The sequence below is a fragment of the Telmatospirillum sp. J64-1 genome (genome assembly GCF_006980715.1).
Taxonomy (GTDB): Bacteria; Pseudomonadota; Alphaproteobacteria; order Rhodospirillales; family Magnetospirillaceae; genus Oleiliquidispirillum; species Oleiliquidispirillum nitrogeniifigens.
Map to the genome: position 1 here is coordinate 148,553 of NZ_SBHN01000008.1, position 22,810 is coordinate 171,362.

The following is a 22,810-nucleotide window of genomic DNA, read 5'->3' on the forward strand; positions in this document are numbered from 1 at the left end:
GTCTCAGCCCTCCAGGCTGCGGCGCAAGGCGGCCAGCTTGCCTTCCAGCAATTCGGCGCGCTTGCGCATGGCGGTCCGGCGGCCTTCGGTGATCCAGTTCAGCCAGTCCTCCATGCCTTCGCCGCTTTGGGTGGACAGCAGAAGCGGGCGGATCTCCGGGTTCACCCGCCGGGCATAGTCCAGGCAGCGTTCCACGTCGAAGCGCAGATGCGGCAGCAGATCGACCTTGCTGAGGATCATCAGGTCGGCGGCGTGGAACATGTCGGGATATTTCAGCGGCTTGTCCTCGCCTTCGGTGACGGAAAGGATGACCACCTTATGCGCCTCGCCCAGGTCGAAGGCGGCGGGGCAGACGAGGTTGCCCACATTCTCGATGAACAGCACCGAATTCTCGGGCAGGGCCAGCTTGTCCAGGGCATGGCCGACCATATGGGCGTCGAGATGGCAGCCCTTGCCGGTATTGACCTGCACGGCCGGGGCGCCGGTGGCGCGGATGCGGTCGGCGTCGAAGGCGGTCTGCTGGTCGCCCTCGATGACGCCGACGGGGAAATGTTCCTGCAGGCGGCTGACCGTTTCGACCAGCAAGGTGGTCTTGCCCGAGCCGGGGCTGGAGACGAGGTTCAGGGCGAAGATGCCGCTTTCGGCCAGGCGTTGGCGGTTGCGCGCGGCATCGCTGTCGTTGCGGCCCAGGATGTCCTGCTCGATCTGCACGATGCGCGCTTGGCTCAGCCCCGGTACATGCACCCCCGCCAGACCCTGCCCGTAATGCAGGTCCGGGCCGTGATGGTGATGGTCATGACTGTGATCGTGGTGATGATCGTGATGATGGTGGTGGTCCTCGATGCGGGATTCGCCGCAGCCGCAGACGGTGCACATCATTCCACCTCCAATTCCTTGATACGCATCTCTTCGCCCTGGGTGACCTGCAGCCGGTGCGAATTGCAGCGCGGGCAGGGGTCGTAACGCTGGGCCAGGGGGACCGATTCGCCGCATTCCAGGCACCAGGCGGTGCCGGGAATGGTCAGGATTTCCAGCTTGGCCCCTTCGGCCAGACTGCCGCGCATGACGGCATCGAAGCAGAAGGCCAGCGCCTGGGGGTCGGCATGGGCCAACTGCCCCAGTTCCAGCCAGATCGTCCGTACACGGCTGAAATTCTGCGCCTTGCCCTGATCTTCCAGGACCTGGAGGATGCCTTCGGCCAATGCCATTTCATGCATGCGCAACCCTCACCTCGCAGGAGACACAGGGATCCAGGGCGGCGATCAGCAGCCGTGCCCGCCATTCAGCATCCTCCCCCGCCCATGCGCCGGTCAAGCCGCGCACCAGGGGGCCGTCAGGGTGGAAGTTCCATTCGGTGGGGGCGAGGATTCGCCAGTCAGCGACATGGCCGTCTTCGAGCGCCACCCGATGGGCCAGGAGGCCGCGCGCCGAAGGCATCAGGCCGAAGCCCGTGCCGCTTGTTTCAGCTTCCGTCGGTCCGGTCCTCCGGGGGGCTCCGTCCTCCGGACGGAGAAGCCGAGCCGACTCCTCCAATTCCTCCATGTTCTCGGTCAGGTCGACCAGCCGAGCCACCAGGCGCGGCAGGAGGCCGTTGCCATGTTCGCGCATCAGCTGGGCAACGATGCCTGTCCCGCAGCGCCGGGCCAGCGGACCGGTCTCGGCGGGGTGGCCCGAAAGGTCGGGGCGGGCGACGAAATGGGCGGCGTCGGGGCCGGACAGGCGTTCTTCCAGGCGTGCCTCCGCGGGTTCGTGCAGCAAGGGAATGTCGCTGCGGCCGAAAGCTTCCAGTCCCTCGGCTTGCAGACGGCATAGCATGGCGGCGACGGGGCCGGAGGCGGACCGGCTCCAGCGCAGCAGCGCCCCGGCATCGATCAGCAGGTCGCGGGGATCCTGTCCGTCCAGCATGTCCTGGACCAGGATGGCGCGGGCGCGCGACAGGCGGGATTGCAAGGCCTTGCGGTCGGGGGCCAGGGGCGTGCCGCCGGGGTGATGCCAGGGCCCCGCGAACAGACAGGTTTCAAGGCCGCCGAGCAGGCTGCGCAAGTCCCGCGCCTGCGCGATCAAGGGCGGCGCGCCCAGCAGCAGGGGCCAGTCGCGCAGCACTTGCAATCCCTGTTCGGCCACCGCTTCGCCCAGCACCAAGACCCGGCGGGCGATGCGCTGGGCGGGCGGGGCCAGGATGTTCATGGCCTGCTCGCAGGCCATCAGCCCGGTGGCGCGCTGCGCCGCGCCGCACAGGCTGAACAGCAGGGGCAGCAGGTCCAGGACCTCTTCGGGACGGCGGCCGTGAAAGACGGTGGCCGCGCCGAGCAATCGGCTGGAATGCAGGCAGGCGGAGCGGATACGGTTTCCCTGCTGTTGCAGTTCCAGTCTGAGAAGGGGCCGGGCGGCATGCTGGATCAGTTTTCGGGCCCTCCGAAACGGCCGCGCAGCAGGTCGCGGCGATCGATCCGACGAGAGTCAGCCTCCGCTTCCTGCGGCTCCTCCTCTGCCGTCATCAGGGCGTCGATGGCGGCTTCGGCGGTCAGGCGCGCGCCCTCGTGATCGGCGAATTCGTGCATGGGCGAGAAGAGGGAACAGGTCTGGTAGGTTCCCATACCCTCCGCCCGCGCCACTTCGAAGTCGTAAGACCCGGCGGGCAAGGCATGGCGCTGCTTTTCCGCGCCGGGCATCAGATGGTCCCAGGCGTCTGCCTGTTTGGGCAGCAGAACGATATTCATGAACCAGGGCGTGATCAGGATGCCCAGCCAGCCTTCCCCGAAGGGACGGAAGCCCACTGCATCGACCCGCAGGGCCGGATTATGGACGGGCAGGTCGCACATTCTTTGCGCCGTCTCCTCGAAGCAGGCGACCAGGGCGGCGACGCGGCTGTCCATGCCGTCTTCCGGTGCCTGGTCCAATGGCAGGAAGACGGATTTCTCGTTGTCGCAATTGGGGCAGCGCCAGTGGTCGGGCAGGGCGGCGAAGGGAGTGCCGGGCGGAATCTCCCAGACCTCGCAACCCCGGGCGGGATCGTAGACGTGCCAGCAGACGCCGCATTCGAGCCGTGTCTGCTCGCCCAGACGGTCGCCGCCGCCGGTGAAGATGCCGGGCAGCAAGGGGGCGGTCATGGCCAGTATGCCTTGATGACCTGGCGCAGGCGGTCGGCGGAATCGGCCAAATCCTCGCGCGCGGCCAAAGCAGCGGCGGGGATGTCGCCCACTTCCACCACGTCCAGAATCATCTTGTCGTCGGAATTGAAATAGCTGATGCGCCAGACGCCCCGGCAGGCGCAGGCGGTGATGCGACAATTGCCGTAGCCGCGCGATAGGATGGTCACCCGCCCCAGGCCCAGAGCCTCGGCCAGGACGTTCAAATCCACCGGCGTCATGGGCAGCAGGGTCAGGTTGATCTCGCGCGTTTTTTCGCCGCGCCGTACCTTCCCCATGGTGTCGCGGATTTCCGCCAGCACCGGCAGCACGTTCATGGCGCCCTCGGGCAGGGCGGGGGGGATGGCAAGCTCGGCCCTGCCGGTGTCCGCGACCTGGCGCAGCATTTCGGGCACGTCGCCCACTTCCAGGTAATGCACATCCTCGCCGTGGACGCGCCACAGCCCGGGCATCACGGCTTCCTGGATGCGGGTCCGGCTCCCGTTCTCCAGCGTCGCCTGCACCTCGCCCTGTCCCAGGATCTGGTCGAGGATCTCCAGGCTGGGGGCGTCGAGATGGGCGATGTCAATGACGGTGCCGGGCCCGCCCTGGGCATAGGTTTCGGCGGCGGCGAGCAAGGCATCCAGGGCGGCCTTGGCCTCGGTCAGCCTGGCGATATCCTCGTCGCTGGCAATGCGGGGCGCGCGCCAGCCGGCAACGCCCTTGGGCATCTGCAACAGATCGAGCTTGGCTTCGAACATGGACGGCGCTCCTTATCCTTCGAGGATGGCGGAAATCTTGGTCATGTAGACGTTCCAGTCCTGGATCTTGGGGATCGTGCCGAGGACCTGGCCCCGGCGCAGGAAGACCAGATTGGGCATGACGAAGACGCCATGCCGGGCCGCCAGCGCCTTTTCCGCATCGGGGGCGACCACGGCGGCGGTGAAGCGGCCCTGGAAGGCGGCAACCAGTTCGGGCAGAATCACCGCCACATCGTTGCTTTCCCCATTGGTCTGGGGGTTGCCGGGAAAGAACAGGGCGACCGCGCCTTCGCCGGCGGCCAGAGCATCGGCCTGGGCTTCATCGACCAAAGGCATGTCGTGGCGGGTGGTCAGGTTTCGCACCAGGACGCTCATTTTGCCTCTCTCAGAAAATCGGGAAGTTCCGGCTCGCGCTCCACCAGATCGGCGAAAAGGTGGTCGATATCCCGGCCCTGTTGCACCGCTTCGATGGCCTCCAGCGCATCGGCCACCCGGCGGGCTTCCTCTGCGGTCATGACGGAGCGGGCGGTATCGAGATGAACCAGCAGCCAGGTCCCCGCCGCCTGCGGACCAGTCAAGGACAGGTCGACCTGCTGGCGCGCGCCATTGCGTCCTTCGCATAAGGCGAGCAGGCCCTCCGCCGAGAGAATCCGCATGGGAATGCCGATGCACATGGCCTACAGGCTTTCCAGGATGGCCGTGCGGCCCGCTTCGTAGCCGGCGATGTCCAGGTCGAAGCGCAGCAGCCCGGTTGCGGGCGGTTCCTCGCGCTCCTGCGCCTGCACGCCCCATTCGGCCAGGACCTTCAGCCCTTCCTCGATGGCCTGCGGGATGCGGGCCTTGGTGCCCTTACGCAAGGAGCCGCCCCAATCCTCCAGTTCCTCGGCCTGGACGCCGATCAGGGCCATGGCTTCAGGCTCCCAGCCCAGCAATTCGGCCGCCGAGATGACTTCCTGGAAGCCGGTCTGGTGCAGGCTCATCTTCTTGACGCCCATGAAGCGCGGCACCTCTTCGTCGCGCACCAGCTTCATGGTCCCGGGCGGCTCGCCGTAATCGATGGCATCGAAGACCAGCAGGCGGCGGCAGGCCTTTACATACTGCACCAGATACAGCCCCTGCGTGCCGCCATCCATCAGCCGCACAGGATCGGGAAAGCGATAGCGGCGGTGCATTTCCTCGACCACGCGGATGCCGAAGCCTTCATCGGCCCATAGCAGGTTGCCGATGCCCAGCACCAGGATGTCGAAATCCTCGTCACGCTCGGGCGTGATGTCCAATTGGTTGTCCATGGTCTTTCCGTGCATGAAGGATCAGGGCCGGTTGTCCTTGAACATGCGTTCGCCGCTGATCATGGTGCTGATGATGCTTTGGCGCGACATGATGTCCTCGCGCACGGCGGCATAGACATGAACCATGACGAAGAGGATGATCACCCACATGCCCAGATGGTGCCAAGTATGCAGGCCCTGGGTATTGGGGAAGATCGCGGTCATCCAGCCGAAGGCCGCCCATTGCCAGCTGTCATGGCCGGTGCCTTCGGCATAGAGGGCGAAACCCGTCAGGATCATGAAGATCGAGCCCAGGGTGATGACGAAGAACATCACCGCATGGGCCAGCGGGTTATGGCCGACATATTTCTTCGGCTCCTTTTCCAGGAACAAATACCATTTCAGCTCGCCGAAAAGTTCGCGCCACCAGGCCCCGTTCCAGAAGGGCAGGGTGAAAAGCTGGCGGGCATGGTGGTTGCCCACGAACGCCCAGTAGAGCCGCGCGAGGAAGCCGATGGCGAAGACATAGGCGGCGGTGAAATGGACGAAGCGGATGCCGCCCATCAGGAAGTTGTCGGTGCCGCTGCCGCCGGTGGAATGCAGCGGACTGCCGATCAGGTATCCCGTCACCGACAGTACGACGATGGCCAGGGCATTGATCCAGTGCCACAGGCGCACCGGTGCTTCGTAGACATAGACCGAGGTCCGGGCATGGGCCTCGCCCGGCGGGGTTTCGTGGACCGCTAGGTCCTTGGGATCCGTCTGAACGGTCATGGCCGTCCTCCCTTAGCGAACCGTGACGATGGTCGTCTCGCCATCCGGCGACATGACATGGGTCGAGCAGGCCAGGCAGGGATCGAAGCTGTGGATGGTGCGCAGGATCTCGAGCGGCTGCTGCGGGTCGTGCATGGGCGTATCCAGCAGCGAGGCCTCGAAGGCACCGATATTGCCTTGCAGGTCGCGCGGGCTGCCGTTCCAGGTGGTGGGCACCACGCATTGGTAATTGGCGATCTTGGTGTTCTGGATATGGATCCAGTGGCCCAAGGCCCCGCGCGGCGCCTCGGTGAAGCCCACGCCCTTGACATCCCTGGCCCAGGTCGAGGGCTCCCATTTGCCGACATTGGCGGTATGCAGGTCCCCGGCCTTGAGATTGGCGATCAGCTTGTCCTGGAAGTAGCGCATCTTCTGCGCCGCCCATTCGCATTCCAGTCCGCGCGCGGCGGTGCGGCCCAGCGTCGAGAACAGGGCTTCGAGCGGCAGGTCGAGCGCGCGCAGCAGCTTGTCCACCGGTTCCTTGAATTCGGGATTGCCCTGGGCATAGCCGATGACGTAGCGGGCCAGCGGCCCGACCTCCATGGCATGGCCGCGCCAGCGCGGGGCCTTCAGCCAGGAATATTTGGCGCCTTCGTCGACCGCCTTGATGTCGGTCTTGGTGCCCACCGCCTTGGGGCCGAGCTGGTAATGGGGCTCGGTCACGCCCTCCCAGGGATGCAGGCCCTTGGATTCGTCGGCATATTTGTACCAGGAATGGCCGACGAATTCCTGCACCTGCTCGGGGTCGGTCAGGTCCACGTCTTGGATTTCGGTCAGTTTGCCGTCGATGATGGCGCCGCGCGGCAGCATCAGGTTGGCGGGCGAATAATCATTGGCGCGGTCGGGAATGTCGCCATAGGACAGCAGGTTCTTGCTCGACAGCCCGCCGCCATGGAGCCAGTCCTTGTAGAAGCCGCCAATGGCGATGAGGTCGGGCAGGTAGACCTGCTCGGTGAAGGCGATGGTACGGTCGATGATGGAAGACACCAGGTTCAGGCGCTCCATGTTGACCGCGCCCACCGCACCGGTCCCATCCAGATTGATGGCGCAGGGCACGCCGCCGACCAGCCAGTTCGGGTGGGGGTTCTTGCCGCCATAGACGGCGTGGATCTTGACCAGGTCCTTCTGGAAATCCAGGGCTTCCAGGTAATGGGCCACGGCCATCAGGTTGGCCTCGGGCGGCAGCTTGTAGGCCGGATGGCCCCAATAGCCGTTCTTGAACGGCCCCAGCTGCCCCGATTCGACGAATTTCCGCAGCCGGGTCTGAAGGTCGCGGAAATAGCCCGGCGAGGATAGCGGCCAGGAGGAAATGGATTGCGCCAGGGCGCTGGTCGCCCGGGGGTCGGCATTCAGCGCCGAGACGACATCCACCCAGTCCAGCGCATGCAGGTGATAGAAGTGCACGATATGGTCGTGCACATACAGGCAGAGCTGCATGATGTTACGGATGGAATTGGCGTTTTCCGGAATGTCGATGCCAAGCGCGTCTTCCACCGCGCGCACGCTGGTCAGGGCATGGGTGCCGGTGCAGACGCCGCAGATGCGCTGGACGAAGGCCCAGGCGTCGCGCGGATCGCGACCGCGCAGGATCAGTTCCAGGCCGCGCCAGATGGTGCCGGTCGAGACGGCGTTGCGGATGACGTTGTCCTCGTCGACATTCACCTCGATGCGCAGATGGCCTTCGATGCGGGTGACCGGATCGACGACGACGCGGCGGCCGGAATTGTCGAGATTGAAGCCGTTGGGAGTGGTGATGCTCATTCTTTCCCCCGCGCCTTATTGGTTTTCGCCCTTGCCCGCCCGGGCGCGCTTGACGGCGCTGAGGGCGGCATGGGTGGCGATGGCGGCACCGGCCACGCCGGCGGCGGTCATGCCGATCTTGTCGGCATTCGCTTCGATGCCGAATTGCTTGATGTCGGTCAGGCGCTCGTAGAAGGAGCCCTTGTCCCAGAAGCCGTCTTCCGAGCAGCCGATGCAGCCGTGGCCCGACTGGATGGGGAAGGAGACGCCCTCGTTCCAGCGCGTGGTCGAGCAGGCGTTGTAGGTGGTCGGGCCCTTGCAGCCCATCTTGTAGAGGCAATAGCCCTTGCGCGCGCCTTCATCGTCCCATTCCTCGACGAACTGGCCGGCGTCGAAATGCGGGCGGCGGTAGCATTTGTCGTGGATGCGCTGGGAATAGAACATCTTCGGGCGGCCCTGGCGGTCGAGTTCCGGCAGGCGGCCGAAGGTCAGCATGTAGGTCACCACGCCCGTCATCACCTCGGCGATGGGCGGGCAGCCGGGCACCTTGATCACCGGCTTGTCGGTGATGACCTTGTGGACGGGCGTGGCCTGGGTCGGATTGGGATGGGCGGCCTGGACGCAGCCCCAGGAAGCGCAGGAGCCCCAGGAGATGACGGCCATGGCATCCTTGGCGGCATGCTTCAATTGCTCGGTGAAAGGCTTGCCGCCGACAATGCAGAACATGCCGTCTTCGTTGAGCGGCGGGTTGCCCTCGACGGCGAGGATGTAATTGCCCTTGTAGCGCTGGATGGTGTCTTCCAGCGCCGCCTCGGCCTGGTCGCCGGCGGCGGCCATGATCACCGGATCGTAATCCAGCGAGATCATGGACAGGATCACGTCCTTGGCCAGCGGATGGGCCGAGCGGATGAAGCTTTCCGAGCAGCAGGTGCATTCCAGGCCGTGGACCCAGAGCACCGGAATGCGCGGTTTGGTCTCCATGGCATGGGCGATCCTGCCCGCCATCGCAGGCGGCAGCCCCATGCTGGCCGCCGCCAGGCTACAGAATTTGAGGAAGGACCGGCGGGAAATCCCCTGCCGTCGGATCACATCGTAGAATGTTTCAAGCGCAGCCACTGCCCCCTCCCGTTCGAAGTCTTCTTGCAGCCGTTCCGGCGGGCATGCCGGTCAGGACATGGCCGGTATGCGCAAATCTCATGCCAGAGCTGGAAAGACCTCGCCCGAACGGGTAGGCCCAGGGATTCCGTGACATTGAGGTGACTGCTGAGGGGAGGGAGGTGGAAAATATCTTTCCACTAAGGAAGACAGGTTTCCACTGGAGCGGTCATAAATGCGCGCGCAGCAGGTTCCAGGCTTCCTCGCTGGCTTTTTCCGTCCAGGGGCGACGGCGCCATTGGTGAAAGTTGTATTCGCGCGAGCGGCGCTTGTCGGCTTCGAACAGCGTGATCTGGTCGCGGGCGAAGGCGTGGTCATAGACGATGAGGTTGGCCTCGTCATTGAGGCGGAAGGAACGTTCGTCGAAATTGCTCGATCCGATGCTGCTCCAGCTTTCGTCGATAATCAGCAATTTACAGTGATACATCGAGGGCGTGAATTCGTAGATCCGCACCCCCGCTTCGAGAAGGGGGCCCCAAAGCCGGCGCGAGGCCTCGCGGACATAGCTTTTATCGATGTGACGGCCCGGCACGATGATGTCCACTTCCACGCCGCGCCGCCGGGCGGCCAGCAGATGGGCGATGGTCAAATCGTCGGGAACGAAATAGGCGGCGCTGATGCGGATATGACGCCGGGCGGCAGAGATCGCCAGCATGAACACCAGATGCATGGACTGGCTGCCCCGATAGGGCGCATTCCTGACCAATTGCGCGGGAATGGGGCCGCATTTCTCCAGTTGTGGAAAATACAGCGGACCCCGCAGCAATTCGCCGGTTTCCTCCAGCCAGTGATCGGCGAAGGCCGATTGCATCTGCGCCACGGCGGGGCCTTCGATGCGGTAATGATTGTCGCGCCATTCTTCCGGCCCCCTGGCGTCGCCTAGCCATTTATCAGCGATGCCGACGCCGCCGGTGAAGCCCAGTTCGCCATCGACGATCATCAGCTTGCGGTGGGTGCGGTTGTTCATGCGGTCCAGCGAATACCAGTGCGGCTGGCGGAAGCGGGCCACCTGCACGCCGCTTTTGCGCATGTGATCGATCAGTTCCTGCTTCATCGGCACGCTTCCCGCCCAATCCAGCAAGACCTTGACCTTGATCCCGGCGCGGGCGCGTTCGGCCAGAGCTTTGGCGAATGTCCAGGCGATGGAGCCCGACCAGTAGATATAGGTTTCGAAATTGATGCTTTGCTCTGCCGCCGCGATGGCCGACAACATGGCGGGAAAGATTTCGTCGCCATTCTTCAGGGTCTGGAGGCGATGGCCGTCGCTCAGGCCGAGGCCGAACAAGGTGTTCACGGTGCGGTGGAATTCCGGGTCATCGACGCCGGCCTGATGGTCCAGAAGATAGGTCAGCTTCCGCTGTTCTGGTCTTAGGGCATGATAGAGGAAACTGGCCGAGAGGGCCGCCAGGATGCCCCCCGCCAGGATTGCTTCAGTCCGTCTTTTCCGCCGGTCCATCAGGGCACCCCGGTGATTTCTCCTGATCTTCCATATGGGGTCGGGACGGGGCCGGGCTTATCCCTCTCCCTTGCGCCGGGTCAGGGCCGAAAGGATAATCTCGTCGCGCCCATAGATATCCTCGCGGAACTGGACCCGTCCGTCTTCATCCACCCAGGCGGTCCAGTAGAATAGATAGACGGCAATGGGCTGGCGCGGCTTGAGCCAGCGCGTCTTGCCCTCGCCGATCAGGGCATGCAGGCTTTCCGACGTCCACTTCTCCGGCTGGTCCAAGGCCATCGCCGCCAGTTCCACAGGCTTCTCCACCCGCACACAGCCATGGCTCAAGGCCCGCTCGTCCAAAGCGAATTCATGACGCTCGGGCGTGTCGTGCAGGAAGATGCTGCCGCCATCCTTCATGTGGAACTTGATCTGCCCCAGCGAATTGTCGGGGCCGGGCTCCTGGCGGATGCGATAGGGAAAATTGCCCGCCTCGAAGCTGTTCCAGTCGATGGGCGTCATGATCGGGCTGAGGTTCCGGCGGTCCAGGACGCTCATGTTGTTGGCGGCCAGGAAGAAGGGGTCCTTGCGGACTTCCGGCAGGATTTCCCGCGCGGTGATGCTGTCGGGCACGAACCAGGGCGGATTGACCACGATATATTCCAGCTCGCCGATCAGGCTGGGAGTCGGCGTCTCGGGATGGCCCACCACGCTGCGCATGGACAGCAGGGTCGTGCCGTGGTCGATCAGGCGGACGGTGGCGTCGGTGATATGGGCCTCGATGCGCAAGGGCTCGAAATGGCGCGGCAGCCAGCGCCAGCGTTCCAGATTGGCGGTGATCTGCGCGATGCGCTGTTCCACCGGGATGTTGAGGGCGGCAAGGCTGCGCGGCCCCAACTGGCCGTCCGGCGGCAGGCCGTGCCGCGCCTGGAAGGATTTCAGCGCCGCCAGGGTGGCCGTGTCCAGGGTCGGGCCGCCGCCGGCATCGGCGGACAGGTCGCCGGTCAGGCGCAGTCTTTCGCGCAGCAGGTCCAGGCGCGGATCGGCGGTGCCGAGGCGCAAGGGCGGGCCGTCGGGTATCTGCGGCCAGCCGCCATTTTCGGCGATCTGCTGATAGCCGATCAGGCTCTGGCGCAGCAGGCGGTAGCCCTCATGGGGCGGCGCCAGCTGGTTCAGGGCCTCGGCCAGGACGTCCCCGCCCATGGCGGCGGCGGCAAGCAGGCGGTTGGGGTCCAAGGGGGAAGGGGAAATGCGCCAGTCTTCGCGCTCATGGGGCCGCACCCGGCCTTGGGACAGATCGGCGGCATAGGTCAGCAGGGCCGTTTCCAGCGCCGTCTCGCGCGCAGCGCTCCACTCCGGCGGCAGCGGATAATCCTGTGGGTTCAGACCGTCCATCGACGCGTTGGACAAGGTGTCGGCCAGGCGCTGGACGGTCGTCTCGTTCCAGACGGAGGGCGGCGGTACCGCCTGCTCGGCTGCCGTGGCCAGGCTGGGGACGGCGAACAAGGCGAGCAGGAGGGGTAGGCGTGGAAATGGCACAGGCGGTGTCCTCGACTTGACGAATTCCGTCAACGAGGCTAAGCGCCGCTCCCCGACTTGGACCAGCGGGCAAAGGGCAGGCCATCGGGTATTCTGGCTTACCCCTTTTTCGTATCCGCTTTTCCGCTGGTCCGCGGGAGAGGTCTCAGCCCTGCTGCCAGGGCAGGCCCGAGGCCTTCCAGCCGGCGAGGCGGCCGCGATGCTTCTGCTCGTCGAGCGGGCCTTCGAAACCGCCGCTGATATTGTAGCAGCGGGCGAAGCCCTGGGCGGTCATGGCCTGGGCGGCGGCAAGCGAACGGACGCCGCTGCGGCACAGGAAAAGCACCGGCTGGTCGGGGCCAATCCCATTGGCCTTCAGTTCCTCGGCGAAGGCGGGATTCTGGGCCATGGTCGGGAAGACCTGCCATTGCACCAGCACCGGCTTGCGCCCCAGTTCCGTCAGGTCGGGCAGGCCCACGTAATTCCATTCCGGCTGGCTGCGCACGTCCACCAGCACGGCGCCGGTTTCCTCTTGCAGCATCTTCCAGGCTTCTTCCGGCGTCACGTCGCCCGCATATCCTGTCGCCATCCTGGTTTCTCCCGGCATTCGCGTTCAAAAAGGGTCCGGCATGTAATGCACATTTACCCCCCTGAATCAAGGAAGGGGGGAAGGTCGGGGCGGGGCCGCTTCCGCTCCGGCCCCGCCTCGCTCAGGCATGGGCCTGCATGTAGGACTGAATTTCCTGGGCCAGCCATACGGGGATTTCCTGCATGGGATAATGGCCGCTGTTGGACATCACCTCGATTTCCGCGTTGGGAAACCATTTCATGACGGTGTTCCACATCAGGTCGGCCGACATGGCGGGGTCGTTGTCGCCGACCAGCACCTTGATCGGAAGTTCACAGCCGTCCACGTCCTCGGCGAAATCGGTGCCCATCCAGGCTTCGAAATAGCCGCGATGGGCTTCCGGCGTGGTGGTGGCGAAGGACCGTTCCACCATTCTCTTCTCCCACATCCGCCCCAGGCGCTGGCCGGTGGTGAAGGACAGGATCGTGCCGCGGGCTTCGGCGCTGTCGGCGGCGCTGCGGAACAGGATCAGCGTGTCCTCGTCCATGGGATAGCCATTGGCCGGAACCGGCGTCAGCGCCACCACGCTCTTCAGCCTTTCGGGGAAATAGGCCGCCAGCCACTGCACCGCCATGCCGCCCATGGAATGGCCGACGGCATGGAAGCGGTCCCATCCCAGTTGATCGGCCAGCTGGACGGCATCGTCGCAGATTTCGGCAATGGAATATTCGCCTTTCATGTCGCGCGATGCGCCATAGCCCCGGTAATCGATGAAGGCGAAGGTGAAGGCATCCTCGTCCAGGAAGGGAAACACCGGCTCGAAAGCACTGTGGTCGCCCATCCAGCCATGCAGGATGATAACTTTTTCCGGCCCTTTCCCAAGAATCCTGTGACCGATGGTCATGGCTCCTCTCCGTCCGAATTTGTCATTGGCCAGAAGACCTTAGCACGTGCAATACGATTCGCCCACCCGCCCCGAAAGGGGTAGTCGCCCGGGATCGGGCCGTTCGGCAGGGGAGGATGCACCATTTTAGAGGAATGTCTGGTCAAGCCCGGCCAGTCTGGCTATGTGAAAGGGGATGCTTGATGAAATCGCGCTATCGAACGAGGAAGACCTGATGCTGGTGCATGAACAGGCCGGGAAACCGGCGAAGGGTGCGGCGTGAGCGGAGCCAGAATTCTGAAATCCGCCGGCAATGTGGGCGCAGGTCATGCGCCGCAATCCTTCGACGGCCGTGCCTTTAGGCGGGCTTTGGGTGGTTTCGCCACCGGCGTCACGGTGGTCACCGCCCGCTCTGCCGATGGCGTGCGCGTCGGCATGACGGTCAGTTCCTTCAATTCCGTCTCGCTGGAGCCGCCGCTGGTGCTGTGGAGCATTTCTCGCAGCAGCCCCAGTTTCCCGGTCTTCCGCGAGGTGGAATTCTGGTGCGTCAATGTGCTGGCCGCCGACCAGGCCGCGCTTTCCAACCATTTCGCCACGCCGTCCGCGGACAAGTTCGCCGGTCTGGACTTCGACGAGGGCCTGGGCGGCGCGCCGGTGCTGGAAGGCACGGTGGCGCGTTTCGAATGCCGCAGCTACCGCCATTACGATGGCGGCGATCACCTGATCATGGTCGGGCAGGTGGAACGCTTCGAGCGATGGGAACGTCCGCCCCTGGTCTTCTCCAGCGGGGCCTATTGCGATATCGCACCACGCTCCTGACCCTTTCTTTCTAGATGTTGTTATTGTGCATGCGCGGGATAGCTATATCCTGTTTAAGGTGATTCCCTGATTTGTATGAAGAATAACAATCGGGAGAAGACGTAAGGCCGAGATCTTGCTACCCTCTGGTCAAAAGCTCTAAGACCTTTGGGAACGGCCATGGAAAGTGCTGCGATCTCCCTTCGCGTTCCGCCCGCCGGCGGGGCGCGATTTAGGCGGGAACGCGTCTGCGAGACTCATCGCGGCGATGTTTCCGATTGTGGTTGCCAGGATTGCACGCGGCAGCCGGATTGCCGGTCTGATCCGGCCGACCTGCCGTCCTGCCTCCGTCTTCAGGAGGAGGATGAAAAGGACGAGAGGAAGGAAGCCGAGCCTTCCTGTCCCAGTTGCCGCGGCACGGCCGTCATGATGGTGATCGAGCATCAGGGCGAGAAGCTGTACTGGTGCCAGAACTGCTATCGCGTCCATATCGGTCTGGTGCAGGATTAAAGCACCAGTTCCTCGCCCTGCCAGCGGCGCATCAGGCGCCAGGCCATCGCCACCGCCAGCACCGAGATCGCCGCCATGACCAGGAAGGACGCTCCGCCGAAAGCGGCATAGAGCGGTCCGGCGGCGAGCATGGCAAGGCCCGAGGCAACGCCGGTGGTGATGGAGTAATAAAGGCTTTGGGCGCGGGCCGAGACGGCGCGGGGCGCGGCCTGGACCAGGAAATGCATGGCTGCCAGATGCCCGGCACCGAAGGTGGCGGCATGCAGAAGCTGGGCTGCGGCCAAGGCGACGGGGTCGGTGGTCAGGCCCAGCACGCCCCAGCGCAGCACGCATCCCAGCGCCGAAACGATCAGCAGCGGCCCGATTCCCATCCTGCGCAGCAATGCGCCGGAAAAGGCGAAGAGCAGGATTTCCGCCAGCACGCCCTCGGCCCAGAGCAGGCCGATCAGGTCGGTGGATAGCCCCGCCTGACGCCAATGCAGGGTGGCGAAGCCGTAATAGGCCATGTGGCTCATCTGGATCAGGCTGGTCGCTGCCAGGAAAGTCAGGAAGGCCGGGTGGCGCAGCAGGCGCCAGAGCAGGCCTTTCTCCGCCGGTTTCCCGTCCTGCCGCGCCGTGCGTTCCATATCGGGCAGGAACAGGCAGAAGACCAGCAGCACCATCAGGCTGGCAACCACCAGCCACAGCACGATATCGGCCTCCACCCGTTCGAGAATGGCCCCGCCCGAAATGGAGGCGAGGATGAAGGCGACCGATCCCCACAGGCGGATGCGGCCGTAATCCAGGCCGTGGCGCTTGGCCTGCAGCAGGGTCAGGTTGTCGCCCAAAGGCATCAGCGAGGTGACCAGGACCGTCGTGATCACGGTCAGCAGCAGAAAGGACCAGAAGCCCGAAGCCGGCAGGAACAGCAGATAGGCCAGGATGCCGCCCAGGCAGAGCAGGATCATGGGCTTCTTGCGGTCGCCCCGCCGGTCCACCAGGGCGCCGATCAGCGGGTTGCCCAGCTTGGCGGCATAGGCGGCGGCCAGCAGCATGCCGATCTCCGCCGCGCCCATGCCCTGGGCTTCCAGCCAGACCGGCCAATAGGGCAGGGTGATGCCCATGAACAGGAACATGCCGACATAGTAAAGGGCAAGGCGCAGGGAGATGGTCTTCATGCCAATTCCCGCCCGTCCCAGCGCCGCCACAGCAGGAGACCCGCCAGTGCGCCCAGCAGGGCGAGAAGGGCGGTGACGTGGAAGGCGCTGCCGCCGAAGGCGTCATAGACCGGCCCGGCCCCCAGCATCGCCAGTCCCGGCGCCAGCCCGGCGGTGAAGGAGGCATAAAGGCTTTGCGCCCTGGCGGTCATGGTGCGCGGGGCGGCGCGCTGGATGAAATGCATGGCGGCGAGATGAGTCATGCCGAAGGTGGCGCAATGCAGCCAGTTCACCGCCAGGATGCCGGCGGGCGCGGTGGTCGCGCCCAGGACGGCCCAGCGGATGGCACCGGCCAGCCCGGCCAGGACGACCAGCCGGGCGATGCCGACGCGGCGGACCAGCAGGCCGGACAGAGCGAAGAGCAGCACTTCGGCGATCACGCCCTGGCTCCAGAACAGCCCGATCATGGCCGGGGACAGCCCGGCATCGCGCCAATGCAGCGTGGCGAAGCCGTAATAGATCATGTGGCTCGTCTGGATCAGCGCGGTGGCCGCGAGGAAGAGCAGGAAGACCGGGTGCAGGGCGAGCCGGAGGAAGGATCCTTTCCCGTCCTCGCCGGGACGCGGCTTGTGCGGGGGTTCCGGGGAGAGGTCGGGCAGGGTGAGGCAGGACAGCACGACCAGCCCCAGCGCTCCGAGCAGCATCCACAGCACCCGGTCGCCGTCCGCTTGTGCCAGCACCATGCCGCCGAAGGTTGCGGCGGCGATATAGGACAGCGACCCCCACAGGCGGATGCGCCCGTAATCCAGCGCCAGCTCCCGGCTCTTGGCCATGGTCAGGGTATCGGCCAGGGGCATCATGGGCAGGATCAGGGCGGAAACCAGCAGGGTCAGGGGCAGCAGCAGCCAGAATCCTTCCGCCGGGAAGAACAGGCCGTAAGCCGCCAGCCCTGCGCCAGACATCGCCAGCAGCGGGGCTTTCCGGTCGCCCCGCGCATCGGCGATGCTGCCCGCCAGTGGATTGGCGGCGATCTTCACGATCAGGGGCGCGGCGAGCAGGATGCCGATCTGCGCTGCCGACAGGCCCTGCGCGTTCAGCCAGACCGGCCAGTAAGGCTGATGGATGCCGAGGAACAGGAAGAAGGCGGCATAGAAGGCCGCCAGCCGCAATGGGACGGCGGAACCTTCGCCCCGCCCGGACGGATGGGCCACGCGCCTAAGCCCCTTCCTCGTTTTTCGGCATTTCCCTGTGCAGGGGATGTCCGGCGGGATCTTACTGCCCGCGCAGGCGGTTGACGAAATCGGCCAGCCCGACCTGACGCTCGCGCTTCAGCCGTTCCGCCCCCAGGATCGACCGCACCGCCGCGACCGAGGAGTCCACGTCGTGATTGACGATGATGTAGTCGTATTCGGCCCAATGGCTCATCTCGTCGGCGGCCTTGGACATGCGCTTGGCGACCACTTCCTCGGAATCCTGGGCGCGGGCGCGCAGGCGGCGCTCCAGTTCCTCGACGGTGGGGGGCAGGATGAAGATGCTGACCAGGTCGGCCCGCGCGTTATGGGCCAGTTGCTGCGTGCCCTGCCAGTCGATGTCGAACAGCACGTCCTTGCCCGAGGCCAGGGCTTCCTCGACCGGGCCGCGCGGCGTGCCGTAGTAATTGTCGAAGACGCGGGCATGTTCCAGCAAGTCGTGATTGCCGGCCAGGCGGTTGAACTCGTCCACGGTGATGAAGTGATAATCCTTGCCGTCCACCTCGCCGGGGCGCGGCGGCCGGGTGGTGACGGAAACGGACATGGCGATGGCGCCATCGTCTTCGAGCAGGCGGCGCGAGATGGTGGTCTTGCCGGCGCCCGAGGGAGAGGACAGGACCAGCATGAGGCCACGCCGACGGATGGGAGTGATGGAGGTCATGGAAGGCATCGCGCTCATGGCTTGGGTTATTCGATATTCTGTACTTGCTCGCGGAACTGCTCGATCACGGCCTTGAGGTCGAGGCCGATGCGGGTCAGCTCCACATCCCCGGATTTCGAGCAGAGGGTGTTGGCTTCACGGTTGAATTCCTGGCACAGGAAGTCGATGCGCCGCCCCACGGCCCCGCCCCCGGCCAGCAATTCCCGCGCCGCCTGGACATGGGCGACAAGGCGGTCCAGTTCCTCGCGCACATCGCCCTTGGCGGCCAGCAGGGCGGCTTCCTGGGCGATACGTTCCTCGGGCAGCGCCGGAACGGCGTCGAGCAATTGCGCAAGCTGGGTGCGCAGGCGCTCGCGGATGGCATCGACCCGTAGCGAGGCGCAGCCTTCGGCGGCGGTCTTCAGTTCCATGATCCGGTCGATTTGGCCGTTCAGCACCTCGGCGAGGCGGCGGCCTTCGGCTTCGCGCATGGCGGCCAGGGCGTCCAGCGCTTCCATCAAGGTTCTGGCGACGGCGGCTTCGCGGGTGGCGCGCTCTTCCTCGGTCTCCTCGGCCTCGACCGGTTCGATGACGCCACGGATGGTCAGCAGGCCGTCCAGGCGCGGCGCGGCCACGTCGGGCAGCTTGTCCTCCATGTCGCGCACCAGGCCCAGAAGCTGGTCGAGCAGGGCGTGATTGACGCGCACGCCGCCTTGCTCGCCTTGATGCTGGACGGTCAGGGTCAGGGAGATGTTGCCGCGCTTGAAGCGCTTGGACACGGCTTCGCGGGCAGGAATTTCCAGGGCATCCCATCCCGGCGGCAGGCGCAGGCGCACATCCAGCCCCTTGCCGTTGACGCTTTTTGCTTCCCAGGTCCAGGCGGTGGTTTCGTCCCGACCCTGGGCGCGCGCGAAACCGGTCATGCTGGCAATAGACAAGGGCAACTTCCCTTCGGGCTTTGAAATATGCTGTTTTATAGCCCGCCCTTTGGCAGGCAACAACCTTCCTTCCCCTGCCAATGGTGGGAGGCTATCTTTGGTTCCATGACTAGTATCCTGATCACGGGCGCATCCAGCGGCATCGGCCGCGCGATGGCCCTGGACTATGCCGCGCCGGGGGTGTTCCTGGCGCTGACCGGGCGGGCAAGCGACCGCCTGCAACAGGTGGCCGAGCAATGCCGGGCAAAGGGGGCCGAGGTCGAGGCCATCGTCATCGACGTCGCCAGCCGCGACGTGATGGAGGGCTTCGTGGTTGAGCTAGATGCCCGCCGTCCGCTCGACCTGGTGATCGCCAATGCCGGTATTTCGGGCGGCACCGCAGGGGGAGGGGAGGATGCCGAGCAGACCCGCGCCATTTTCGCCGTCAACCTGGACGGCGTACTGAATACGGTCCTGCCCGTGCTGCCCGCCATGCGCCAGCGCAGGCGTGGCCAGATCGCATTGGTTTCCTCGCTGGCCGCCTATCGCGGCTGGCCCGGCGCTCCGGCCTATTGTGCCAGCAAGGCGGCGGTGAAGACCTGGGGCGAGGCCCTGCGCGGCTGGCTGGCGCCCGAAGGCATCCGCGTCTCGGTCATCTGCCCCGGCTTCGTGGAAAGCCGCATCACCGATGCCAATGATTTCCGCATGCCGCTGTTGATGCCCGCCGACCGCGCGGCCCGCATCATCCGCCGGGGCCTGGAGAAGAACCGCGCCCGCATCGCCTTTCCCTGGCCCACCGCCTTCGCCGCCTGGAGCGCAGGCGCCATGCCGGCGGCCCTGAGCGATATCATCGGCCGGATGCTGCCGAAGAAAGGGGGATAACGCCGTGCGCCTCGGGACAGGGGCGCCGGACATAAAAAAAGCCCCCGGGGAGAACCCCGGGGGATAAAGTCAAACAGGGAGGCTTCACGTCTGGGAGACGTAGGGTCCGAAGACCCGGAAAATCGGGCGTTGCACCCGAACACGGTGGCGAGAGGTCTCTCGCCGAATTCCGTAGATGCTGCGTCGCAACATCTGGTGAAAATAGTTTTATCGCTTTGGGGGGATGAGTACTAGCCTAGATTCAGCAGTGCGGCCATGCGCTCCGTGCATGGCTGGGCGAAAGGAGGTCAAACCCCTGGACGATCAGCCATTTCCGGCGGCCATCTTGCGCACGATGAAGTCGCGGAAGACGGCGATGCGCTTGGAATTGCGCAGTTCCTCGGGATAGACGAAATAGGCATCGAAGGACGGGCCGCGCAACTCGGGCAGGATTTCCACCAGATTGTCGGCCTCGCGGCCCATGTAATCGGGCAGGGCGGCCAGCCCCAATCCGCTCTGGGCGGCGCGGAAGATGCCGTAGATGTTGTTGACCTTCAGGATCGGCCGGCGCGGCTTGCTCGGTTCGGCCCCGGCCTCCAGCAGCCAGTTCACGTTGTCGACGGGCGGCTTGCTTTCGTCGCCGTAGACGATGATGCGGTGGTTGTCCAGGTCCTCGGCCTTCTTGGGCATGCCATAGGCCTTGAGATATTCCGGCGAGGCATAGACATGGTAATGCATCGTCACGAGATGACGCTGGATCAGGTCGGGCTGGCGCGGCGGCATCATCCGGATGGCGACATCGGCCTCGCGCATCGCCAGATCCAGTTCCTCGTCGCTGAGGACCACGCTGACGGCGATGTCGGGATAGATGTCGAGAAATTCCTTGATGCGCGAGGTCAGCCACAGCGAGCCGAAGGCCACCGTGGTGGTGATCTTGAGCGGCCCTTCGGGACGGTCCTTGCTTTCCGACAGCTGCGCCTCGACCATATTCAGCTTGGCGAAGACGTCACGCGCGGTGCGGTAGAGCAGGTCGCCCTGCTCCGTCAGGATCAAGCCCCGGGCATGGCGGTGGAACAAAGGGACGTTGAGGCTTTCCTCGAGCCCGCTGATCTGGCGGCTGACCGCCGACTGGCTGAGATTGAGCGTCTCGCCCGCATGAGTGAAGCTGCCGGCCTCGGCGACGGCGTGAAACACCCGCAATTTATCCCAGTCCATCCTATCCCCTCACGCGGCCTTTATCCCTGTGAACAGGCAGCGCAAACGGGCCGGGCAGGCCATGTCTTGCGCCGCCCGGCCGATTCTTGACCATTATGATATGTTGCGGCGCAGCTATTGTGCCGCGACTGAGGCCGTATGTCCATGGACAGCCAGAAAACGTTCCGCTTCCAGCGCGGCCATGCAGCCGGTGCCGGCGGCGGTGACGGCCTGGCGGAAGATCTTGTCCTGCACGTCTCCGGCGGCGAAGACGCCCGGAACATTGGTGGCGGTGCTGTCGGGCGCGGTGACCAGATAGCCTTCGGCGTCCATGTCCAGCTTGCCCTTGAACAATTCGGTATTGGGGTTGTGGCCGATGGCGACGAAGACGCCGTCGACCTTCAACTCGCTGCTTTCCCCGCTCTTGACGTTCTTCAGGCGCACGCCGGTGACGCCGGGCGGGTTGTCGCCGCCCAGGATTTCCTCGACCACGCTGTCCCAGACCACTTCGATCTTGGGATTGGCGAACAGGCGGTCCTGGGCGATCTTCTCGGCGCGCAATTCATCGCGGCGATGGATCAGCGTGACCTTGCTGGCATGGTTGGTGAGGTAAAGCGCCTCTTCCACCGCCGTATTGCCGCCGCCGACCACCGCGACTTCCTTGCCGCGATAGAAGAAGCCGTCGCAGGTGGCGCAGGCCGAAACCCCGAAGCCCTGGAACTTGTACTCGCTTTCCAGACCCAGCCAGCGCGCCGAGGCGCCGGTGGCGACGACCAGGACGTCGGCGGTATAGACGTCGCCGCTGTCGCCCTTGCAGACGAAGGGGCGCTTGCTGACGTCCACGTCGACGATGATGTCGTGCACGATGCGGGTGCCGACATTCTCCGCCTGCTTCTGCATCTGTTCCATCAGCCAAGGCCCCTGGATGGGATCGGCGAAGCCGGGAAAGTTCTCGACATCGGTGGTGATGGTCAGCTGCCCGCCCGGCTGGAGGCCGGCGACCATCATCGGTTCGAGATTGGCGCGAGCCGCATAGATGGCGGCGGTGCAGCCGGCGGCGCCGGAGCCGAGGATCAGGACTTTGGAATGATGATTGGCCATGGCGGGTTTCCGTTGGTGCTCCACATTTCCTCAAAAGAGATAGAAATCCGGCGAGGCGGGGCAAGCCGGAGGCAGCGCTGTCGAGGAGTCAGGCTGCCGCAGCGAGGCACATGACGATCAGCTTGGGTGCCCCGCGGCGAGATTACAGGGTCTTGGCATGTTCCGACAGGAATTTGGCACTATCTTCGTGATAAGCAACCTATGTTCTTGCCGTTGGCGGGGGCAGGGGCGAGGGATCGTCCGCCGCCGCCATGAATTGCGGTCCGGATGGGTGGAGATCTAATCCCATCTTTTTGCTGTGCAAGTTTGAATAACTCCAGGATTACGTGTAATGAGATGAAAAACGAACACTTTTATAATTCCTACTCTCTCCCCCATTCCCGCCGAAACTAAGGAAAATGCGCTTTCCGGGCCTGTCGGGGCTTGGCGTCCCAGCCAAGTCCTTGTAATATAATTTCTTCAAGTCCGGGGGCGTTGGAGCCAATCTACTATGCAAAGGGTCAAACTTGACCGTATAGACCGCCGCATCCTCGCGGATCTGCAGGCCGATGGCCGCATGACCAACGTGGATCTGGCGCGCCGTGCTGGAATCTCGGCCCCGCCCTGCCTGCGCCGCGTGCGCGCGCTGGAGGAGGCCGGTTATATCCGCGGCTATCATGCCGAGATCGATCCCCAGGCGCTGGGATTCAGCGTCACCATCTTCGCCCATGTGGGGCTGAACAGTCAGGCGGAGGCCGATCTGAAGGCCTTCGAGGAACTGGTGCAGGAATGGCCGGAAGTGCGGGAATGCCACATGCTGGCCGGCGAGACCGACTTTCTGCTCAAGGTGGTGGCTGAGGATTGGGACGCCTATCAGCGCTTCCTGACCACGCGCCTGACCGCCGCGCCCAACATCGCCCATGTCAAATCGGCCCTGGCCATCCGCAATTCCAAGCATCAGCCCGGCGTGCCGATCAATGTGGATGAAGGCCCCGAGGGCGAGCGGGAATAGGGTGCAGGGCTATCCTGAGCGGTCTTTGTTTCGCCTCGCTCTTCGAGACGCCGCTGGCACGGTACCTCAGGGTGAGGCTAATTCGAATTCTTTTTCAAAGACTTGACCCTCATGCTGCGGAGGCCCGCTGGGCCGTCTCGAAG

25 protein-coding genes are annotated in these 22,810 nt (G+C 64.7%); 4 read left to right on the plus strand and 21 right to left on the minus strand.

Annotated features, from left to right (window positions below):
- Nucleotides 1-3: 3 nt before the first annotated feature.
- The 15 genes from hypB to EPD66_RS09985 all read right to left on the minus strand — a co-directional run bounded on the left by hypB (nucleotide 4) and on the right by EPD66_RS09985 (nucleotide 13,290).
- Nucleotides 4-876 (minus strand): hydrogenase nickel incorporation protein HypB, encoded by an 873-nt coding sequence (gene hypB / locus EPD66_RS09915; RefSeq protein WP_142848393.1) that lies wholly within the window; start codon nucleotides 874-876, stop codon nucleotides 4-6.
- Nucleotides 876-1,217, minus strand: coding sequence for a hydrogenase maturation nickel metallochaperone HypA (gene hypA, locus EPD66_RS09920; protein WP_185961340.1), 342 nt, complete (start codon nucleotides 1,215-1,217; stop codon nucleotides 876-878). Before hypA ends, hypB begins: the two co-directional genes overlap by 1 nt.
- The gene (locus EPD66_RS09925; RefSeq protein WP_142848338.1) at nucleotides 1,210-2,313 is read right to left on the minus strand and encodes a nickel-dependent hydrogenase large subunit; all 1,104 of its coding nucleotides are present in this window, start codon (nucleotides 2,311-2,313) and stop codon (nucleotides 1,210-1,212) included. The genes hypA and EPD66_RS09925 overlap by 8 nt, the downstream gene beginning before the upstream one ends.
- Nucleotides 2,314-2,399: 86 nt before the next feature.
- Nucleotides 2,400-3,110 (minus strand): [NiFe]-hydrogenase assembly chaperone HybE, encoded by a 711-nt coding sequence (gene hybE / locus EPD66_RS09930; RefSeq protein WP_142848339.1) that lies wholly within the window; start codon nucleotides 3,108-3,110, stop codon nucleotides 2,400-2,402.
- The gene (locus tag EPD66_RS09935) at nucleotides 3,107-3,889 is read right to left on the minus strand and encodes a hydrogenase expression/formation protein (protein WP_142848340.1); all 783 of its coding nucleotides are present in this window, start codon (nucleotides 3,887-3,889) and stop codon (nucleotides 3,107-3,109) included. The genes hybE and EPD66_RS09935 overlap by 4 nt, the downstream gene beginning before the upstream one ends.
- Before the next feature lie 12 nt (nucleotides 3,890-3,901).
- The gene (locus EPD66_RS09940) at nucleotides 3,902-4,264 is read right to left on the minus strand and encodes a hydrogenase accessory protein (protein ID WP_142848341.1); all 363 of its coding nucleotides are present in this window, start codon (nucleotides 4,262-4,264) and stop codon (nucleotides 3,902-3,904) included.
- The gene (locus tag EPD66_RS09945; protein ID WP_142848342.1) at nucleotides 4,261-4,563 is read right to left on the minus strand and encodes a HypC/HybG/HupF family hydrogenase formation chaperone; all 303 of its coding nucleotides are present in this window, start codon (nucleotides 4,561-4,563) and stop codon (nucleotides 4,261-4,263) included. Before EPD66_RS09945 ends, EPD66_RS09940 begins: the two co-directional genes overlap by 4 nt.
- Nucleotides 4,564-4,566: 3 nt before the next feature.
- The gene (locus EPD66_RS09950; protein WP_142848343.1) at nucleotides 4,567-5,178 is read right to left on the minus strand and encodes a HyaD/HybD family hydrogenase maturation endopeptidase; all 612 of its coding nucleotides are present in this window, start codon (nucleotides 5,176-5,178) and stop codon (nucleotides 4,567-4,569) included.
- A 21-nt stretch (nucleotides 5,179-5,199) separates the two neighbouring features.
- Entirely contained in the window at nucleotides 5,200-5,931 is a 732-nt protein-coding gene (gene cybH, locus EPD66_RS09955) for a Ni/Fe-hydrogenase, b-type cytochrome subunit (protein WP_142848344.1), read from the minus strand.
- Between the two features lie 12 nt (nucleotides 5,932-5,943).
- Nucleotides 5,944-7,731: a nickel-dependent hydrogenase large subunit gene (locus EPD66_RS09960; protein ID WP_142848345.1), complete on the minus strand. Its 1,788-nt coding sequence runs from the start codon at nucleotides 7,729-7,731 to the stop codon at nucleotides 5,944-5,946.
- Between the two features lie 15 nt (nucleotides 7,732-7,746).
- Complete coding sequence (locus EPD66_RS09965; RefSeq protein ID WP_142848346.1) at nucleotides 7,747-8,826, minus strand: hydrogenase small subunit; 1,080 nt, start codon at nucleotides 8,824-8,826, stop codon at nucleotides 7,747-7,749.
- Nucleotides 8,827-9,034: 208 nt separating this feature from the next.
- Nucleotides 9,035-10,321 (minus strand): phosphatidylserine/phosphatidylglycerophosphate/cardiolipin synthase family protein, encoded by a 1,287-nt coding sequence (locus tag EPD66_RS09970; protein WP_142848347.1) that lies wholly within the window; start codon nucleotides 10,319-10,321, stop codon nucleotides 9,035-9,037.
- Between the two features lie 57 nt (nucleotides 10,322-10,378).
- Nucleotides 10,379-11,839 (minus strand): murein L,D-transpeptidase, encoded by a 1,461-nt coding sequence (locus tag EPD66_RS09975; protein ID WP_142848348.1) that lies wholly within the window; start codon nucleotides 11,837-11,839, stop codon nucleotides 10,379-10,381.
- 145 nt (nucleotides 11,840-11,984) lie between these two features.
- Nucleotides 11,985-12,407, minus strand: a complete 423-nt coding sequence (locus EPD66_RS09980; RefSeq protein ID WP_221930946.1) for a rhodanese-like domain-containing protein — start codon at nucleotides 12,405-12,407, stop codon at nucleotides 11,985-11,987.
- Between the two features lie 121 nt (nucleotides 12,408-12,528).
- Nucleotides 12,529-13,290, minus strand: a complete 762-nt coding sequence (locus tag EPD66_RS09985) for an alpha/beta fold hydrolase (protein WP_142848350.1) — start codon at nucleotides 13,288-13,290, stop codon at nucleotides 12,529-12,531.
- A 258-nt stretch (nucleotides 13,291-13,548) separates the two neighbouring features.
- Between EPD66_RS09985 and EPD66_RS09990 the strand changes: the two genes are divergently transcribed.
- Together EPD66_RS09990 and EPD66_RS09995 are read left to right on the plus strand one after the other, a co-directional pair.
- On the plus strand, nucleotides 13,549-14,088 hold the full coding sequence (locus EPD66_RS09990; protein ID WP_142848351.1) for a flavin reductase family protein: 540 nt from the start codon (nucleotides 13,549-13,551) through the stop codon (nucleotides 14,086-14,088).
- Between the two features lie 159 nt (nucleotides 14,089-14,247).
- Nucleotides 14,248-14,577, plus strand: a complete 330-nt coding sequence (locus EPD66_RS09995; protein ID WP_142848352.1) for a hypothetical protein — start codon at nucleotides 14,248-14,250, stop codon at nucleotides 14,575-14,577.
- On the opposite strand, the gene EPD66_RS10000 is transcribed toward EPD66_RS09995, so the two are convergent.
- From EPD66_RS10000 to EPD66_RS10015, 4 genes are all read right to left on the minus strand, one after another.
- A complete protein-coding gene (locus EPD66_RS10000) occupies nucleotides 14,574-15,734 on the minus strand; it encodes a 3-phenylpropionate MFS transporter (protein WP_142848353.1) in 1,161 nt (386 codons plus the stop codon). The genes EPD66_RS09995 and EPD66_RS10000 overlap by 4 nt on opposite strands.
- Nucleotides 15,731-16,924 (minus strand): 3-phenylpropionate MFS transporter, encoded by a 1,194-nt coding sequence (locus EPD66_RS10005; protein ID WP_185961341.1) that lies wholly within the window; start codon nucleotides 16,922-16,924, stop codon nucleotides 15,731-15,733. The genes EPD66_RS10000 and EPD66_RS10005 overlap by 4 nt, the downstream gene beginning before the upstream one ends.
- 61 nt (nucleotides 16,925-16,985) lie before the next feature.
- Nucleotides 16,986-17,642, minus strand: coding sequence for a guanylate kinase (gmk, locus tag EPD66_RS10010; RefSeq protein WP_142848355.1), 657 nt, complete (start codon nucleotides 17,640-17,642; stop codon nucleotides 16,986-16,988).
- A gap of 8 nt (nucleotides 17,643-17,650) precedes the next feature.
- A complete protein-coding gene (locus EPD66_RS10015; protein WP_255448438.1) occupies nucleotides 17,651-18,541 on the minus strand; it encodes a YicC/YloC family endoribonuclease in 891 nt (296 codons plus the stop codon).
- Between the two features lie 105 nt (nucleotides 18,542-18,646).
- Between EPD66_RS10015 and EPD66_RS10020 the strand changes: the two genes are divergently transcribed.
- Nucleotides 18,647-19,402, plus strand: coding sequence for an SDR family oxidoreductase (locus tag EPD66_RS10020; RefSeq protein WP_142848356.1), 756 nt, complete (start codon nucleotides 18,647-18,649; stop codon nucleotides 19,400-19,402).
- 303 nt (nucleotides 19,403-19,705) lie between these two features.
- Here the strand turns inward: EPD66_RS10020 and EPD66_RS10025 are convergent, their stop codons facing one another.
- Together EPD66_RS10025 and trxB are read right to left on the minus strand one after the other, a co-directional pair.
- Complete coding sequence (locus EPD66_RS10025; RefSeq protein ID WP_142848357.1) at nucleotides 19,706-20,596, minus strand: LysR family transcriptional regulator; 891 nt, start codon at nucleotides 20,594-20,596, stop codon at nucleotides 19,706-19,708.
- Nucleotides 20,597-20,710: 114 nt separating this feature from the next.
- Nucleotides 20,711-21,676 (minus strand): thioredoxin-disulfide reductase, encoded by a 966-nt coding sequence (gene trxB / locus EPD66_RS10030; protein WP_142848358.1) that lies wholly within the window; start codon nucleotides 21,674-21,676, stop codon nucleotides 20,711-20,713.
- Between the two features lie 490 nt (nucleotides 21,677-22,166).
- Here trxB and EPD66_RS10035 point away from each other — a divergent pair, with 490 nt between their 5' ends.
- Nucleotides 22,167-22,667 (plus strand): Lrp/AsnC family transcriptional regulator, encoded by a 501-nt coding sequence (locus EPD66_RS10035; RefSeq protein WP_142848359.1) that lies wholly within the window; start codon nucleotides 22,167-22,169, stop codon nucleotides 22,665-22,667.
- Nucleotides 22,668-22,810 lie beyond the last annotated feature (143 nt).

Bases quoted from the DNA above. Each gene is read 5' to 3' on its own strand.
- EPD66_RS09985 (WP_142848350.1), bottom strand. From the start codon at position 13,290: ATGACCATCGGTCACAGGATTCTTGGGAAAGGGCCGGAAAAAGTTATC.
- hybE (WP_142848339.1), bottom strand. From the start codon at position 3,110: ATGACCGCCCCCTTGCTGCCCGGCATCTTCACCGGCGGCGGCGACCGT.
- hypA (WP_185961340.1), bottom strand. From the start codon at position 1,217: ATGCATGAAATGGCATTGGCCGAAGGCATCCTCCAGGTCCTGGAAGAT.
- trxB (WP_142848358.1), bottom strand. From the start codon at position 21,676: ATGGCCAATCATCATTCCAAAGTCCTGATCCTCGGCTCCGGCGCCGCC.
- EPD66_RS10025 (WP_142848357.1), bottom strand. From the start codon at position 20,596: ATGGACTGGGATAAATTGCGGGTGTTTCACGCCGTCGCCGAGGCCGGC.
- hypB (WP_142848393.1), bottom strand. From the start codon at position 876: ATGTGCACCGTCTGCGGCTGCGGCGAATCCCGCATCGAGGACCACCAC.
- EPD66_RS10035 (WP_142848359.1), top strand. From the start codon at position 22,167: ATGCAAAGGGTCAAACTTGACCGTATAGACCGCCGCATCCTCGCGGAT.
- EPD66_RS10000 (WP_142848353.1), bottom strand. From the start codon at position 15,734: ATGAAGACCATCTCCCTGCGCCTTGCCCTTTACTATGTCGGCATGTTC.
- EPD66_RS09945 (WP_142848342.1), bottom strand. From the start codon at position 4,563: ATGTGCATCGGCATTCCCATGCGGATTCTCTCGGCGGAGGGCCTGCTC.
- EPD66_RS09980 (WP_221930946.1), bottom strand. From the start codon at position 12,407: ATGGCGACAGGATATGCGGGCGACGTGACGCCGGAAGAAGCCTGGAAG.
- cybH (WP_142848344.1), bottom strand. From the start codon at position 5,931: ATGACCGTTCAGACGGATCCCAAGGACCTAGCGGTCCACGAAACCCCG.
- EPD66_RS09935 (WP_142848340.1), bottom strand. From the start codon at position 3,889: ATGTTCGAAGCCAAGCTCGATCTGTTGCAGATGCCCAAGGGCGTTGCC.
- EPD66_RS09950 (WP_142848343.1), bottom strand. From the start codon at position 5,178: ATGGACAACCAATTGGACATCACGCCCGAGCGTGACGAGGATTTCGAC.
- EPD66_RS09940 (WP_142848341.1), bottom strand. From the start codon at position 4,264: ATGAGCGTCCTGGTGCGAAACCTGACCACCCGCCACGACATGCCTTTG.
- EPD66_RS09995 (WP_142848352.1), top strand. From the start codon at position 14,248: ATGGAAAGTGCTGCGATCTCCCTTCGCGTTCCGCCCGCCGGCGGGGCG.
- gmk (WP_142848355.1), bottom strand. From the start codon at position 17,642: ATGAGCGCGATGCCTTCCATGACCTCCATCACTCCCATCCGTCGGCGT.
- EPD66_RS09960 (WP_142848345.1), bottom strand. From the start codon at position 7,731: ATGAGCATCACCACTCCCAACGGCTTCAATCTCGACAATTCCGGCCGC.
- EPD66_RS09970 (WP_142848347.1), bottom strand. From the start codon at position 10,321: ATGGACCGGCGGAAAAGACGGACTGAAGCAATCCTGGCGGGGGGCATC.
- EPD66_RS10020 (WP_142848356.1), top strand. From the start codon at position 18,647: ATGACTAGTATCCTGATCACGGGCGCATCCAGCGGCATCGGCCGCGCG.